Below are 14,875 nucleotides of genomic sequence, written 5' to 3'. Positions count from 1 at the left end.
GGGCGGGCCGTTTGGCTTGCCTTCACTATAACGACGAACGGCTTGAGTGGACTTCGACAAATCGTCCAGGAAAGTTTGCCTCCGCCGCGGTTTACTGCGTTGACCGATAGGTTGAGAGAACTGACAAACGGTGGGGGGGTGAGTCGCTCAGGAACTTAAACGCGGCTCAAGCATCCTGCTTTGTTTCCGGTATCTGCTTGAGCTTTTCTGACAGCAACTCCTGCTCCCGCCTGTTTTCCGTCATGGCGATTGCGCGCTGAATCTCTTCGCGCGCTTCGGAGAATCTGCCAAGCTTTAGGAGCAGGTCTCCTCGAACGCTGGGCAGCAGGTGGTAGCCCGTCAAGGCAGGGTCGGGATCGAGAGCGTCCAGCGCAGCAAGCCCGGCGTTTGGGCCTTGCGCCATCCCGACGGCTACCGCTCGATTCAGCCCAACGACGGGAGAGGGGCGGATCTGGAGAAGAGCGTCGTAGAGAAGAACGATCCGCTCCCAGTCAGTATCCGCGGCGGTGCGAGCCCGGGCATGACAGGCGACGATTGCCGCCTGCAACGTGTAACTACCCGCCCCGCCACCCAGCTCCTGCGCAGAATGAAGTGCGGCCATGCCCCGCTGTATCTGTACGTAGTCCCACAGAGACCGGTCTTGTTCCAGCAACAAGACGGCTTTTCCGTTTTGCCCTTTGCGCGCAGCTGTACGCGACGCCTGAAGCTCCATCAAGGCCAGCAGGCCGTGGACCTCCGATTCACCGGGAAGAAGCGACGCGAGAATGCGGCCGAGCCGCAGCGCGTCATTGCAAAGTTCTTCCCGCATCCATGTGTCTCCGGACGTCGCCGTATAGCCTTCGTTGAAGATCAGGTAGACCACCGAGAGTACGGACTCAAGCCTGCGACGCAGCTCGTCTCCACGCGGGATCTCGAAGGGGACATGGGCTTCAGCGAGAGTCCTCTTAGCCCGAAAGATTCGCTGGCCCATGGTCTTCTCGGGTACAAGGAAGGCACGAGCAATTTCAGCGGTCGTGAGGCCGCCAATGAGACGCAACGTAAGGGCGATGCGCCCTTCAACCGTGAGGACAGGATGGCAGGCGGTAAAGATGAGGCGGAGGACGTCATCATCGATGACCTGGTCCAGAGCCTGATCCATCGCTTCACCGAGCCGCTGCTGTTGATATTCAAGCTCGCGCGCGATCTCTCCATGCTTTTGTTCGAGCATCCGGCCACGGCGCAGAGAGTCGATGGCGCGCCGCTTGGCCGCTGTCATCAGCCAGGCTGCGGGCTTTTCCGGAATGCCTTCTTCCGGCCACCGCTCAAGGGCCGCTACGAGAGCGTCCTGAGCGAGTTCCTCCGCAATGCCGATGTCGCGGGTGACGCGCGCAATCCCGGCGATGAGCCGCGTGGACTCGATCTTCCACACGGCCTCAATCGCTTTGTGGATATCACTCATGCCTTTCGAAGCTCCTCGAAGCCTTCCGCTGCTTTCTGTACGTCTGCAGGAAAATCGCCCATCCCTTGGATCTGGCGCACTTCGATGATCTCGTTGTTGGACATCGGTGCGCGCCTGGCCCATTCGATCGCTTCTTCCCGCGAGCGCACCTGAATGATCCAGTAGCCTCCGATAGTCTCTTTGGCCTCAGCGAACGGCCCATCCGTGACCGTTGCCTTGTCGTCTGTGTAGGAAATACGTGCCCCGGTCGAAGGGGGAAAAAGCCCATCGAGCCCGAGCAGTACGCCTGCTTTCTGCAGGCTCTTGTTGTACTCCATCATCCTGGCCACCGCCTCCGCGCTGGGGGCCGCGTCCGCGGTTGCCGTTTCATATCCTTTGGGAATCACCATCATCATGAAGCGCATGAATCTCTCCTTCAGCATCGATTCCAGCCAACATTAGCTGGCCTATTAAGACCGCCATTGGCTGTTCTATTAATACGTCGAATAGGTTGCGTCAATTTCTACCACTAACGATAAAAACTTCCGCCCTTGGGAGGGAGCTGCCGATTGTGCCCGACTCGTTAGATGACACACACCAGGGCGCGACCAAGCTGTTTATCGTGATCGAGGCAGAGCGGGCAGTCATCCGCCATGAGCCCTCCCTGCACATAGAGGATGCTCATTTTTTGAACCGCAGATAAGCTATAGCTGAGTATGGGAAAGCCTCTGATTCGAGCTCGAGAATGTGCCTGCAGTTGGATGGGCGTCGCTGCGGTGGCGACGTCGCTGGCGCTGTGCATGACAGCGAGGTGCACAGCGCAGTCACAGGACGCGGGAAAACCTCAGCCGGTAAAGTCGATGGCGAAGGAAGCGAATCCGGACTGGGAAGTCGCGACGATAAAAGCCAGTGACCCGAACGATACGCGAGGTCAGGATTTCTTTATGCGGGGACGTCGCGTGGCGCTGCGGGACACGACGGTGAGGCAGTTTCTGCTGCTCGGGTACGGTGTGCAGAAGAGCCAGCTCGCGGGTTTGCCGGATTGGGCGATTGCGACGCGCTGGGATGTGGATGGCACGCCGGATGTGGACGGGCAGCCAAGTCTGAGGCAGATGCAAGGCATGGTTCGGAAGCTTCTGGCAGAGAGGTTCGGGTTGCAGTTGCATCACGAACAGCGGGAGATGGCGGTGTTTGCGCTGACGGCGGTCAAGGGCAGTTCCAGGCTGAGTGCGAATACGAGCGATCCGAACGGGTGGTTGCAACAGACGACCAGGGAGGACAATGGCCGGCATGTGGAAGAGCTCAAGAATGCCTCCATGGCAGAGCTGGCTATCATCCTCCAGTACTATGTGGATCGGCCTGTCCTCGATCAGACCGGACTCAAGGGGCGCTACGATTTCCATCTGCAGTGGACGCCGGACGATGCGCAGACAACGGCTCCTGATCCGCCTCCAGGTCTGTTTACGGCGATTCAGGACCAGATCGGGCTCAAGCTGGAACGTGTGAAGGCGCCTGCGGATGTGCTGGTGATCGACAAGATCGCGCGGCCGGGAGAGAACTAATCCGACGCAGCCCGGAGGCAGTCCAGCCGACCTCTCGATTCGAGGTAAATCGCCAAGGCTCTCATCGAAGGCGGGATCAGGTAGTGTCTGACGAATCGGAGCTACCGGCTTTTGTCGTTGTTTTTGCTTCTGAGATAGGTCCGGGCTTTAGAGCAAATTTCCTGTTACTGGGAAGTTGAATCGGGCGTGCAGTGCCATTTTTCTGGGGAAAAACAGCCATAGATGTCACGGTTCCGCTATACACCTACAGGAAATTTGCTTTAGCCGTGGAGAGGCTCTTTGCCAAGCGAGCATTCCCTCCGTGGCTAAAGCCACACGAACAACAATGCATAGACGGCGGGACTGAAGTCCCGCACCTTCAAAGCAAAGGCAATCGGCGGGGCAAAGGCGACAACAAAAACAGCCACAAGGATAAAAGTCGTAGCTCCGATTCGTCAGACACTATCTGGTACCGTTATGCCAGCCTCTCGTCAGTCAGCTTCCAGATTGCCGTGGTCCAGCCTGTTGCATCCTCTCAGGTCTTTCGTGAATCTGAGGTGGGATAGGGAGAAACGAAGATGGTTGCGACTCTAACTGCCCTTTGCGCCGTGTGCCTGTTGATCGTTCTCGTTGTATGGAGCAGACGGTCGAAAGCCCGTCATGAAATAGAACAGTACAGCATCACGCCGGAAGGTCTGCAGGCATTGTTTGCTTCAAATCAGGATGTACTTCTCTTCGATGTGCGCCTTCCGCTCGACTTGTTAGCCTATTCCGAGATCATTCCAGGCGCAAAGCGGCTTGCGCCAAGTGAAGTGATGGAGAATCCATCGCTCATCCCGAAAGACAAAGATTCGATCGTTTATTGCACGTGCCCGAGTGACAAAACCAGTCGTGCCATCTTGCATCGAGTTCTCGCCATGGGTTTTTTACGGACTAAATTCCTCAGAGGCGGGCTGGAGGCATGGAAGGCAAGCGGCTTTCCGGTCGAGCCGTACGGAAAAGCCTTTCATCTCGACACGGGCAAGTAGCTCCGACCTTTGCCGGTGGTGCGGTCCTGCGGATCAGTATCCGTGCAGCGTGTTTCGCTGTACTGATCGGGTCCGCTCCATTTACAAATCGAAGTTGCGAGAACGCCGTTTTGCGACAGTGGAATCAAAGGCTACTCTGATCGTATGAACCCAGGTCTCAAAGTAGCCTACCTTTGGCACGACAGCGATGTCATTGAGGTTCGCGTCACCGCCGAGAACGCGAAGTTTCGAGGCACGGCAGACGTATACGTTGGCACGGACGGATTGCTTGAAGCAGCCGCCGCACTTGTGGGCTTTCCGAAGAACGGCCTCGACAAGAGAGAGGTGACCTTCGGCGCAGCGGGAAAGGAGTTCGCTGGCGGGTCAGTTCACCTTGAGTTTTACTGCAAGGATATGGCCGGGCATGCAGCGTTTCGCGCAAGTATCGAAGGGGACTACGGAGTGCAGGAAGTGGCAGAGAGCGCAACCGTGTGCGTGGATTTTGATCCGGCCGCTCTCGATGCGTTCCTTGTGGAACTTCAGCAGGTCGAGAAAGAACATCGAGGGTCTGCCTCCATCATCGTCGCACCATGATTCCTGCAAGGCCCTCCTTTCGGCACGTTGGCTCCAAGGCTGTACAGGATTCACCAGGGATATATCTGTAGCGAAGGTGACAGGTATCGCCACGACGAAAGAAGGCAGTTCAATCGTTGCGCCCTGCGGGCTCCACTTCGGCCCTTCGACTACGCTCAGGGTAGAGCGGTACGGCCTTTGGCCTGCTATTTACGGCATGGCTGAAGCCATGCCCTTCCGATCTGTGTCTCAACAAGCTGACTGCATACTTCGACACACTACAAGTGCAATTTGATGACAGGTCCTAAGACTGCGGATCAGTATCGTAACGTGCGTTTCACAGGACTCATCCGCACCTCAAAGACGCCCGCAGTCACAGAGGATGTTCCGTCGTCGAACTATCCGATCTTCAAAGGGCCGACGACCTTGTAATGGTTGAGGAAGACGCCGGTCCGGGTTGTTTTTGTGCTGAGGAGTTCGAAGGCGCGTGGTGGCGTTCCTTCTCTAAAGAAGCGTTTTCCTGTACCCAGGAGGACCGGGTAGACAACCAGCAGAACTTCGTCCACAAGCCCATGTTCGAGTAGCGGCGATGTCAGTGTGGAGCTGCCGCAGAGGATAAGGTCCGGGCCGGCCTGTGACTTGATGCGGCGAATGCCCTCGACGAGGTCCGGTCCAACGGCCTCGAACGGGCCCCATTCAAGGCTGTCCGGCCTGTGGGTCACGACGTATTTCGTCGCAGCATTAATGCGGTCGGCCATCGGACTGCTCGGCGACTTTGGCCATAGGCCCGACCATTCATCGTAGGTGTGACGGCCAAGCAGCAGATCGAGCTTCTCGCCATACGCGGCGACTACTAAATCTCTGCCTTCAGGAGTCCGATAGGGCAGGGTCCAGTCGATGTAGGGAAAGTTGTTTTCATCGGTGGAGTGCTGGATCACACTGTCCAGCGAGATGTTTTCGCAGATTGTGAGCTTTCTCATTTTGAGTCTCCGCGTTCCGGGATTGCGTTTCTGGCCTTCACTATAACGACGAACGGTCAGACTGGATTTCTACAAGCTGTCGGTAAAAGTTTTATTTCTGGGAATTTCAGTTTTGGCTGCCCGTCTCGGGGGAAACGGGAGCGGGGTTTGTCCTACGGCATCGTAAGAGTAATTCCCTGAAAATCGGCCTATCGAAAGTGGCCTCATCGCTGGTACTATGCCTGCCATGAATAAACTTGCGCCATTCCTCTGGTTCAATGACAACGCTGAAGAAGCCGCTGAGTTTTACCTGAGCGTCTTCCCCCACGCGCGCAAACTCGATGAGCTGCGCTCCAAAGGCGTCGGTCCCTGGCCCGTGGGCAAGATTGCCACGATCACCATCGAACTCGAAGGCCAGGAGATGGTGTTTCTCAACGGCGGCCCCGGACAACCGCTCACCCCTGCCTTCTCGTTCTTTGTCCGCTGCGACTCCCAGAAAGAGATCGACAGCTACTGGGACAAGTTGATCGAAGGCGGCAAATCGATGGCGTGTGGCTGGCTCACGGATCGCTTCGGCCTCTGCTGGCAGATTGTGCCGCGTAATATCAGCGAGTTGGTCAGTCACCCCAAAGCAATGGAAGCCATGATGGGGATGATCAAGCTGGACCTGCCTGCTTTGGAAGCCGCAGCGCGAGAGAACTGAAGGCTTTCGCGCTGCGGCCTATCGCGACTCATCAGGCAATATCGACATGGTCCTGCAGAAAGGCATTTTGGAATTTCCCTTTCGGATCAAAACTCCTCGCGAGAACGAGGAAGTCTTTCAGACGTGGGTAGAGAGGTGCGACGTGGCTGCTCTTCATGGTGAATACCTTGGCCCAGTGCGGACGTGCGCCAAAGGGAGCAAGCCTGGCTTCGATCTGAGGCAGTAGCTTCAGGACCGCGTCGGTCTCGAGCTTCCAGGTGAAGTGGATCGCGAGGGACGGCCTCTGGTAAGCCATGCTCATCCATAGATCGTCGGCGGCGATGGCACGGAGTTCCGTGATGTATAGATGCGGTGTGATCACGTCACGGAGTGTCTCGACAGCCCGGATGGCCTCATAGCCACGGTCGAAGGGAACGAAGAACTCTGTCTGCAATTCCTGGCCGCTAGAGGGCGTGAAGTTCAGCTTGAAGTGGGGCAGCCGCTCGTACCAGGGGCCGACGGTATTGAGCTGGTCGGTGCAGGCTTCGGCTGGATGGCCGAGGATAGGGTGGAGCTTGGTGGTTGCCAGGGTCGCATTGAAGAAGCGGGCTGGCGGCGCGGAGGCTCCGCCCTGGTCGACGCGGCGTTTGATCCAGACCTCACCGGCGCGGCCGTTCTGCCAGTCGGTAAAGAGGGAGACGCTATAGCCTGCACCCATAATCTCGGGCAAGTGGTGCTCGAGCTCACTAAAAGGTAGATCCCGGTAGACGACCTGGGTCATGTCGAATCGTGGCTGTATCTGGAGTGTGAGATGAGTGACAACACCAAGCGCTCCAAGACCTACGACACTCCCGGCAAAGCGATCGCCGTCTCGATCGCGAGAGAGCGTGTGGACAGAGCCATCGGCGGCGACGAACTCCACGGCCTTCACGGCAGTCGCGAGATTGCCATTGCCCATTCCAGAACCATGGGTTGCGGTCGCGCACGCTCCGCCGACCGAGATGTGCGGCAACGACGCCAGGTTATGGAGCGCGAAGCCCTTCGCGTCGAGCAGGACAGCCAGGTCTCCGTAGCGGATGCCCGCACCTACGGTGACGGTGGAGGCCTTCGCGTCGAGGCTGACGTCCTTGAGTTTCAGGGTAGAAATCTGGGCAATCGGCGAATCGGCGATGCCGTTGAAGGAATGACGGGTACCGAGGGCGCGGACCCCGGCAACACTGCGAACCGCGTCCTGAGTTTCGGCGACCGTTGCAGGCTGAAGGACCTTATTGGTCGAGTAGTGATAGTTTCCGGACCAGTTGGTTCTGGGAACAGAATCGTCCGCGAAGGCCTGGCCCTCGTTCAACCCCATCATCAGAGCCGCGGCGGTGGTCACCGAACCCTTAAGAAAGTCTCGCTTGTCCAAAAAGGCCTCCCGAATACAGGACCGATTGTAAGCCTGGCAAAGTCAAAGCAGGATATATCTGTGGTCGGAACGACTTGTCTTGCCTCGACCGAAGAAGGCGATTCGGTCGTTACGCCCTGCGGGCTTCACTCCAGCCTGCGGCAGCGAGGTATGAGCCTTCGGCTCGATGCTTTACGGCATGGCTGAAGCCATGCCCTTAACGAAACGGTACCAATGAAACGGTACCAATGAAACAGTGCCACAGCAAACTGTTTGAACCGTTCGACTTCACCCATGAGCAATTTTGATGACAGCCCTGCGATGAGGCATGTACCTGCGGCACTTTGCGCCGCAGGTACAGACTCTGTCAGGCTTCGAAGCGCATGTTGTTGAGATCGGCGATCAGACCCGGGCCTGTGGGGCGCCATCCCAGCCGCTGTTGCGTGAGGGCGCTCGAAGCCGTTCCGTCGAACCCTGCAAATCCCGCCAGCCAGCCAAAGTGCTCGGCTGCCTGCTCAGGGGACAGGGACACCACCGGCAGCTTCAGGCCGCGACCGATCGTCTCGGCGATCTCTCGCAGCGGAATGCCCTCTTCTCCGACCGCGTTGTAGCGGGCTCCCGCAACGCCTTTCTCCAGCGCGAGCCGGTAGAGACGAACAGCGTCGAGCACGTGGACCGCGGGCCAGCGATTGAGGCCGTCGCCGACATACGCGGAGACACCCTTCCTGCGGGCAACATCGATCAGGTAAGAGACGAGGCCCTGCTTGACAGTGTCATGCACCTGCGGAAGGCGCATGACCGAAACATGGACGCCTTGCGCTGCCACGGCTGCTGCCGCCATCTCCGAAGCCACGCGGGGAATGGGAGAGTTGGGCGCATCTTCTTCGGTCGAAGCGCGTCCCGGAGTGATCGCCGTGCTGGCCCCGGACGTGATCACCAGGGGCCGGTCCGAGCCGGCGAGCACGGATCCGAGGGTCTCGATGACTCGCCTGTCCATCTCGCAGTTAGCTACGTACTTCGAGAAGTCGTGGTTGAAGCCGCAGTGAATCACGCCGTCTGCCAGGGCCGCTCCGCTGCGCAGACTTTCCAGGTCTTCAAGATCGCCTCGGTGCGCCTCGGCGCCTGCGGCGATCAGGGACTTCGCTCCCTCTTCCGAGCGCGTCAATCCGAGTACATGATGACCCGCGTTCCTCAATTCCGGAATGAGGGCAGAGCCGATAAATCCAGTGGCGCCAGTAACGAAAACACGCATAACGACTTCTCCTTTGGTTCGTGAACCCCTGTTGCTCGTGGCCGCGTTCGCAGCCCCGTTAGGACAAGGTAAGGGATGAAGGCCGTACAATCTATGCTGTAGAGTCCGTATTATCTTTGCAATCGTCCGGGGTTTCTATGGATCCGCTCTCCGATGTGCTGTCGCTGCTGAAACCGCGCAATTACATGTCCGGCGGCGTCGACATGGGCGGAGAGTGGTCGGTCCGGTTCGGCCAGCATGAGGGGATCAAATGCTATGCGTTGGTCTCGGGGCATTGCTGGCTGTCCGTGGAGGGCGTTCCCGAGCCGGTGAGGCTGGAGCCGGGCGACTGCTTCCTGTTGCCGCGCGGGCGTCCTTTCGTCCTGGCAAGCGATCCGGCGCTAACCCCGGTCGATGCTTTCTCGCTCTTTCAATTTCCTCTGAATGGGGCCATCCGCACGGTCAATGGCGGCGGGGATTGCTTCAGTGTCGGCGGCCACTTCACGCTTGGCGGCAAGCATGCCGACATCCTGCTGGGAGTGCTGCCGCCTATTGTGCATCTCCGGAAAGAGTCGGACAGGGCGACGCTGCGCTGGTCCCTGGAGCGGATGGGGCAGGAGTTGCGCGAGCCGCAGCCGGGCGGCTTTCTGGTCGCACAACAACTCGCCAACATGATTCTGGTGCAGGCGTTGCGGCTGCATCTGGCGGAGGGGTTGAGTGGGGGCGTGGGATGGCTCTTCGCTCTCGCAGACAAGCAGATCAGCGCGGCGATCAGTGCGATGCACTCCGATCCGATGCATCGCTGGACGTTGCAGGAACTGGCCGGACTAGCGGGGATGTCGCGATCGATCTTTGCGCTGAGGTTCAAGCAGACGGTTGGGACATCTGCCATGGAGTACCTGACGCGCTGGCGCATGCTGCTGGCCGGGGACAGGCTGGTGAACTCCAGCGATCCCATCTCGGAGATTGCGCCGTCGCTGGGATATGAATCTGAAAGCGCCTTCAGCACCGCCTTCAAGAGGGTGATGGGATGTTCGCCGCGGCAATATAGCCGTGGGCGGAGCTCGGCTTCTTCTTCCGATAACGAGGAAGAAACTGCGCGTGGTCAGCGGCTTGAGCTTGTTGCGGGGTGATAGGCATTACTTAGCTTTCGATTTGTCGTCAACCAGGAAGTTCCAGTCTCCGTAAAGAGAAGAGTATTTATGGGTACGAACTGGTGGGAGTGTTTGCAGCTTAACTAGTTTGCCAGGATGCAGCTAACTAAGAGGCTCGCTCTACGATGAAGATCCCAGCGTGAAAGTTTACTAATCAAGTGATGGCAGCGCTGCTAACTGACATTGACGGTAAGAAGGCCCGGGCCTAAAGGCCGCATTTTGCCAAGCCTGGAATTCAGGGGCCTAAATGCCCCTGCTCCCTCCGTCTCCCTGACGCTAAAGCGTCAGGGACTGCGCTTCGCGCTGTGGTGGTGCCTTTGTGGTCCTCGCCTGAATAACGCAGCTTGCGTTGACGCGGCTCATTGATGCACCGTTGGTGATGACTGCAATGTCCTTGCCCGTGGATATCTTTCCTTCCATGAGGTAGATCAACATGAAAGCCAACCAGCTCCAGGAGTCGCCCATGAAAGAGGAACAGATACGTGAAGCCTTGAACGCGCATTGGCAGGCGTCGGCAGCCGGTGATGCAGAGGCGGAACACGATATTTACGATGACGATGCTATCTGCGATTATCCGCAGTCTGGCGAGCGGATTCTTGGGCGAAGGAATCTGCAGGCCTTGCGGAGTCATCATCCGGGCAAGCCGTCGGGGTTTAGCGTCAGGCGAATTTCGGGAGCCGGGGAGCTCTGGGTTACTGAGTACACCATCACCTACCAGGGACGGCCTGCCTATACCGTGAGCATCATGGAGTTCCGTGACGGTAAGGTCGTGCATGAGACACAGTATTTCGCGGACCCCTTCGAGGCACCGGCCTGGCGAAGCCAATGGGTTCAGCGGGTCGCGTGACGCGAGGTTAGTTAACTTCCAGTCTGTCGGCAAACAGAAGAGTTCTGGTCTTGGAAAGAGAAGCGTGTTTTAAAGACCAGCCAGATCAGCCAGCGCTCAAAGAGACCAGCATGCCTTCAAGAATTGAGGCAGAGCGGTCGATGTAGTTGGAGACTGGTCCCCAATATTTGTCGTGCCCTTCAGCGTAGAGTCTTACCCAGGGCTGTTGACCTGTCCTCGCACCTTGCACCAGCAGATCAGAACCGGCACGCGCTCTTGTGGCCATCAGTCGAAGCAGTTTGCCGTACTCAGAGGGCGGGAGGCGATAACCCTCGACGATCGCATGGATGGCCGTTGCCGCTACGGAAAGATCGCAATCCGGTTCAACAGGCGGGAAGGAGATCGTTGCCCAGGCCAGATCCCACAGGCGAGTTCCAGGTGCGGCGTTATCCCAGTCTATGAACGCCCAGCGATCGGCGCCGCAGACCAGATTCCACGGAGCAAGATCGTTGTGGCAAAGGATGTCGTGCCCGTCCGGAACAGAGAGAGTGTTCCATTCAGCAGACCTAGGTGGAGTGAACGAGGCAGTTGCATCATGCAATGACCTGATCAGAGCGCCGACTCTCCGTAGATCGGCCAAGGTGTTTTGTTGCTTTCTGTCCCACATCGCACCAGGTATGAATTCAAAGACCTGGCGTCCACGCTCATCCAATCCGAGACCTTGTGGGGCTCCGGCAAAGCCAACTGAATGTAGATGGGTGAGAAGAGCCTGTACCGCAGGCGTAGCCACAGTGGCGGGCTTGCGAACGGTAGATCCAATTCGGACTACCGAATCAGAAACATTGCCGCCGACCAGCTTTTCTTCTTCTGACATACGGGTCTCACTGGAGGCGGGAATTTGAATTCATTCTAGTGCTGTTGGATCCAGCCTATGAATTCTTAGGTGTAGCGTTTCGTCTACTGTGGTCCGAGGACCAGCGGGCCGAATGAATTATCGATCACGAAACAGAACTTGTAAGTAACCGATTAAAGCCCGCTCACTTTGTGTCGCAGATTCAGGGATCTCAACCGGCTGACCGGCCTGGGCTATATTCCCTGGAAGTCGGGCGCTTCCAGGGCATGCTGGAAGTTCTCTACGAACTGCGCTACATGCAGGCCGTCGGCCAAGGCGTGATGTACATGGATCGATACCGGCATGGTGCGGCGGCCTGTCGCTTCCGTAATTTTGCCGAAGGTGATGCGGGGCGCGGAGTCTTCGTGCGCGAAGTCGCGCGCATGCGAGATGGATGTGAAATCGAACCAGGGCAGAACGGAATAACGGATCAGGTTGGCTTCCGGATAGCGCTCGATGTCGTCTCTCTGCCGCACCCGATCCAGCTCGATGGAAGCGTCGCGCACGAACTCGTCAATCTGCGGCCGGAACTGGTAATGCCCCAGGCCGATGGTGCCGTTCGCCCTGCCGACGGCACTGCCTCCATTGATCTGCTCGTAGCGCCAGACGTCGCCCTCGACAATGCGTGTCCGGAAGTTCTCCACCTGGTGCGCGGCGATAAGGGAGCGATGCAGCAATGACAGGAAGACCGAGAGTTGATGCTGCTTCGCGTAGCGGTAGGTTTCCGTGCAGTCAACGCGGAGACAGACGCCGTGATAAGGCTCGGTAAGACTCTTGAAGAACTGGAAGCTCGCACGGCGCTCCCATGTCTCCAGGTTGATCTTCTCTCTGCCGCCGATCGCAATCTCTCGCATGTTCGTATGTTAAATCGCAGGACTGATCTTTACCGATTCAGGAGGCGTGCGGGAAGAGATTCCAGGTTTTCCGGGTTGTTCCTTGTGTAATCTGGGCTGCACGAAGGAAGGCAATTCAGTCGTTGCGCCCTGCGGGCTCCACTTCAGCCTTCGGCAGAACGGAAAAAGCGTTGAATGCTGCCTCTACGGCACGGTTGAAACCGTGCCCTTCCGATCTGTGCCTCAGCAAACTGACTACACAGTTCGACCACACTCCAAGTGCAAGTTGATAACACGCCCTAAGGTTGCGGCTTATTTGAGGTGAGCTCGCCGCTCGCGGACAGCGCTGGCGAGTTCACGCAGAAGAGTTTGAGTCTCGGGCCAGTCGATGCAGGCGTCGGTGATGCTTTGTCCGTAGACCAGCTCTTTGCCGGCGACGAGAGGCTGCGCCCCGGCGACGAGATTGCTTTCGATCATGACGCCCATGATGTTACGGTTCGTGCTCGCAATAATCTGCTCGGATACGGAGCGGCATACCTCGCCTTGCTTACGGTGGTCCTTGCCGCTGTTCGCGTGGCTGCAGTCGATCATGATGCGGGGTTTGACGCCTGCCTTTTCCATCTCTTCCACTGTCGAGGCCACAGCAGCGGCATCGTAGTTGGTGGTCTGACGGCCGCCGCGCAGGATAATGTGGCAGTCCGTGTTGCCGGAGGTGAGAAGGATGGCGGATTGCCCGGTCTCAGAGGTGCCCAGGAAGGTATGTGGATGGTTGGCCGAGAGGATGGCCTCCACCGCAATGCGCACATTACCGGAGGTACCGTTCTTGAAGCCAACCGGGCAGGAGAGTCCCGAGGCGAGCTGGCGATGGCCCTGGCTCTCTGTGGTTCGCGCGCCGATGGCTCCCCAGCTTACGAGGTCGGAGACGTACTGCGGCGAGATCATGTCGAGGTATTCGGTGCCGGCGGGCACTCCCATCTCGGCCAGATCGAGGAGGAGGTGGCGCGCCATGCGCAGCCCGTCGTTGATGCGGAAGGACTCGTCGAAGTAGGGGTCGTTGATAAGCCCCTTCCAGCCGAGGGTGGTGCGCGGTTTCTCGAAGTAAACACGCATCACGATCATGAGGTCGCTGGAGAGCTCTGCAATCGCCTCCTTCAGCAGGCCCGCGTACTCGCGGGCGGCGACCGGATCGTGGATGGAGCAAGGACCTACAACGACAACCAGACGATCATCCGATCCGTTGAGGATGTCTACAATTTGGCGACGCGCGTCGAAGACGGTGCGCGAAGCGTTATCGGTAACAGGCATCTCCTCCTCAAGGAAGATAGGAGGAAGAACGACTCTAGTGGATTTAATCCTCAGGTTATTTGTGGGGTATGCCATGATCGTGCAATCAGAATACTAGGTCTATGGGGGATCGTGCTGCGGGGCAAAAGCCCTGCGGGTGAAAAGGCCTCGTGTTTAACCGGCAATTGACAATGCCAGCAACGAGAAGAGCGCTTTCCAAGGGACAGAGTCACTGCCCCAATAGACATCGTTTCCTCCGCGGCTGAAGCCGCTTTATTTCATTGCTATCCCAACGGCGGAGCTGAAGCTCCGCCCCTTCAAAACAAAGTGAAGGCAAGGGTCTATAGCTCTATCTGCTCTCCATCGGCGGGGATGAGAAGACGGTGGCTCGGGATGCCAGCGAGGTTCGCGGTGGCACGCAGCCGGTCGCGTGTCACGGCACAGTGATCGAACGCCTCCATGTGGACCGCGATGAAGATGGCCTCGCCTGCATGGCGGTAGAGCTCAATGGTTTGTGCATCGTCCATGAGCAGCAGCGTGTTCGCCAGGGTCGCAGCTCCGGAATGGGTAACGATTACGTCCGGCCTGATCTTGCGGACGATCTCGATCACCTCCGGCGTCAGTACGGTGTCACCGGCCCAGTAGACCGTGGGTTCATTCTCGGCCTTGAGGATAAAGCCCATCACAGTACCCATCTTTGCGAGGATTTCGCCCGTTCCATGCTGTCCAGTGGTGGGTGCGATGGTGAGAGCGCCCTCCACGACCTCTTCTGTCAGAGTCCTGGCCGCCGTGAATCCGTGCTCCTCGATCTCCTTGAGATGGGCAGGGTGGCAGAGGATCGGCATCGTCTTCGGCAGATGCGAGATTCCTGCGGGATCGAAGTGGTCGGGATGGAGGTGCGAGATGACGGTCAGTTCGACCCCTTGCAGCAGCTTCTCTACCGTTACCGGCAGATCTACGGTGGGATTGGCCTGGATACCGGCTACTGTGGGCAGGCTCCCTTTTGCGCCGAGGCATGGATCTACAAGAATCGTTCGTCCGGCATAGTTCAAGCGTAGAGTCGCATTTCGCAGCAGTTGCAGTTGCATGATT

16 protein-coding genes are annotated in these 14,875 nt (G+C 58.1%); 6 read left to right on the top strand and 10 right to left on the bottom strand.

Going from position 1 to position 14,875, the window contains the following annotated elements; genetic code table 11:
- Positions 1-166: 166 nt before the first annotated feature.
- Positions 167-1,438, bottom strand: a complete 1,272-nt coding sequence (locus HDF15_RS20795; protein ID WP_184259067.1) for an RNA polymerase sigma factor — start codon at positions 1,436-1,438, stop codon at positions 167-169.
- Positions 1,435-1,842, bottom strand: coding sequence for a YciI family protein (locus HDF15_RS20790; protein ID WP_184259065.1), 408 nt, complete (start codon positions 1,840-1,842; stop codon positions 1,435-1,437). The genes HDF15_RS20795 and HDF15_RS20790 overlap by 4 nt, the downstream gene beginning before the upstream one ends.
- Positions 1,843-2,217: 375 nt before the next feature.
- Here HDF15_RS20790 and HDF15_RS20785 point away from each other — a divergent pair, with 375 nt between their 5' ends.
- The 3 genes from HDF15_RS20785 (at position 2,218) to HDF15_RS20775 (ending at position 4,559) form a co-directional block, all read left to right on the top strand.
- On the top strand, positions 2,218-2,979 hold the full coding sequence (locus tag HDF15_RS20785; protein ID WP_184259063.1) for a TIGR03435 family protein: 762 nt from the start codon (positions 2,218-2,220) through the stop codon (positions 2,977-2,979).
- Between the two features lie 557 nt (positions 2,980-3,536).
- Complete coding sequence (locus HDF15_RS20780; RefSeq protein WP_184259061.1) at positions 3,537-3,986, top strand: rhodanese-like domain-containing protein; 450 nt, start codon at positions 3,537-3,539, stop codon at positions 3,984-3,986.
- 144 nt (positions 3,987-4,130) lie between these two features.
- The gene (locus tag HDF15_RS20775; protein ID WP_184259059.1) at positions 4,131-4,559 is read left to right on the top strand and encodes a hypothetical protein; all 429 of its coding nucleotides are present in this window, start codon (positions 4,131-4,133) and stop codon (positions 4,557-4,559) included.
- Between the two features lie 377 nt (positions 4,560-4,936).
- On the opposite strand, the gene HDF15_RS20770 is transcribed toward HDF15_RS20775, so the two are convergent.
- A complete protein-coding gene (locus HDF15_RS20770) occupies positions 4,937-5,518 on the bottom strand; it encodes a dihydrofolate reductase family protein (RefSeq protein ID WP_184259057.1) in 582 nt (193 codons plus the stop codon).
- 226 nt (positions 5,519-5,744) lie between these two features.
- Here HDF15_RS20770 and HDF15_RS20765 point away from each other — a divergent pair, with 226 nt between their 5' ends.
- Positions 5,745-6,200 carry a VOC family protein gene (locus tag HDF15_RS20765; RefSeq protein ID WP_184259055.1) on the top strand — a complete coding sequence of 152 codons (456 nt, stop codon included), beginning with the start codon at positions 5,745-5,747 and terminating at the stop codon, positions 6,198-6,200.
- Between the two features lie 31 nt (positions 6,201-6,231).
- On the opposite strand, the gene HDF15_RS20760 is transcribed toward HDF15_RS20765, so the two are convergent.
- A complete protein-coding gene (locus HDF15_RS20760) occupies positions 6,232-7,584 on the bottom strand; it encodes a D-arabinono-1,4-lactone oxidase (RefSeq protein WP_184259053.1) in 1,353 nt (450 codons plus the stop codon).
- Between the two features lie 346 nt (positions 7,585-7,930).
- Positions 7,931-8,815, bottom strand: coding sequence for an SDR family oxidoreductase (locus tag HDF15_RS20755; RefSeq protein WP_184259051.1), 885 nt, complete (start codon positions 8,813-8,815; stop codon positions 7,931-7,933).
- A gap of 137 nt (positions 8,816-8,952) precedes the next feature.
- On the opposite strand from HDF15_RS20755, the gene HDF15_RS20750 reads away from it, so the two are divergent.
- Positions 8,953-9,927 carry an AraC family transcriptional regulator gene (locus HDF15_RS20750; protein ID WP_184259049.1) on the top strand — a complete coding sequence of 325 codons (975 nt, stop codon included), beginning with the start codon at positions 8,953-8,955 and terminating at the stop codon, positions 9,925-9,927.
- Between the two features lie 297 nt (positions 9,928-10,224).
- Here HDF15_RS20750 and HDF15_RS20745 read toward each other — a convergent pair whose 3' ends face one another.
- Positions 10,225-10,383, bottom strand: a complete 159-nt coding sequence (locus tag HDF15_RS20745; RefSeq protein ID WP_184259047.1) for a hypothetical protein — start codon at positions 10,381-10,383, stop codon at positions 10,225-10,227.
- On the opposite strand from HDF15_RS20745, the gene HDF15_RS20740 reads away from it, so the two are divergent.
- Positions 10,382-10,795 carry a nuclear transport factor 2 family protein gene (locus HDF15_RS20740; protein WP_221314540.1) on the top strand — a complete coding sequence of 138 codons (414 nt, stop codon included), beginning with the start codon at positions 10,382-10,384 and terminating at the stop codon, positions 10,793-10,795. The genes HDF15_RS20745 and HDF15_RS20740 overlap by 2 nt on opposite strands.
- A gap of 85 nt (positions 10,796-10,880) precedes the next feature.
- On the opposite strand, the gene HDF15_RS20735 is transcribed toward HDF15_RS20740, so the two are convergent.
- The 4 genes from HDF15_RS20735 to HDF15_RS20720 all read right to left on the bottom strand — a co-directional run bounded on the left by HDF15_RS20735 (position 10,881) and on the right by HDF15_RS20720 (position 14,871).
- On the bottom strand, positions 10,881-11,648 hold the full coding sequence (locus HDF15_RS20735) for a phosphotransferase enzyme family protein (protein ID WP_184259045.1): 768 nt from the start codon (positions 11,646-11,648) through the stop codon (positions 10,881-10,883).
- A 212-nt stretch (positions 11,649-11,860) separates the two neighbouring features.
- The gene (locus tag HDF15_RS20730) at positions 11,861-12,520 is read right to left on the bottom strand and encodes a CatA-like O-acetyltransferase (protein ID WP_184259043.1); all 660 of its coding nucleotides are present in this window, start codon (positions 12,518-12,520) and stop codon (positions 11,861-11,863) included.
- A gap of 291 nt (positions 12,521-12,811) precedes the next feature.
- Entirely contained in the window at positions 12,812-13,879 is a 1,068-nt protein-coding gene (locus HDF15_RS20725) for a 3-deoxy-7-phosphoheptulonate synthase (RefSeq protein WP_184259041.1), read from the bottom strand.
- A 245-nt stretch (positions 13,880-14,124) separates the two neighbouring features.
- A complete protein-coding gene (locus tag HDF15_RS20720) occupies positions 14,125-14,871 on the bottom strand; it encodes an MBL fold metallo-hydrolase (RefSeq protein ID WP_184259039.1) in 747 nt (248 codons plus the stop codon).
- Positions 14,872-14,875: the final 4 nt, after the last annotated feature.

Source organism: Granulicella mallensis, assembly GCF_014203225.1.
GTDB lineage: Bacteria > Acidobacteriota > Terriglobia > Terriglobales > Acidobacteriaceae > Granulicella > Granulicella mallensis_A.
The sequence above is the reverse complement of the archived record's forward strand: the minus strand, read 5'-3'. Positions and strand labels throughout refer to the sequence as shown.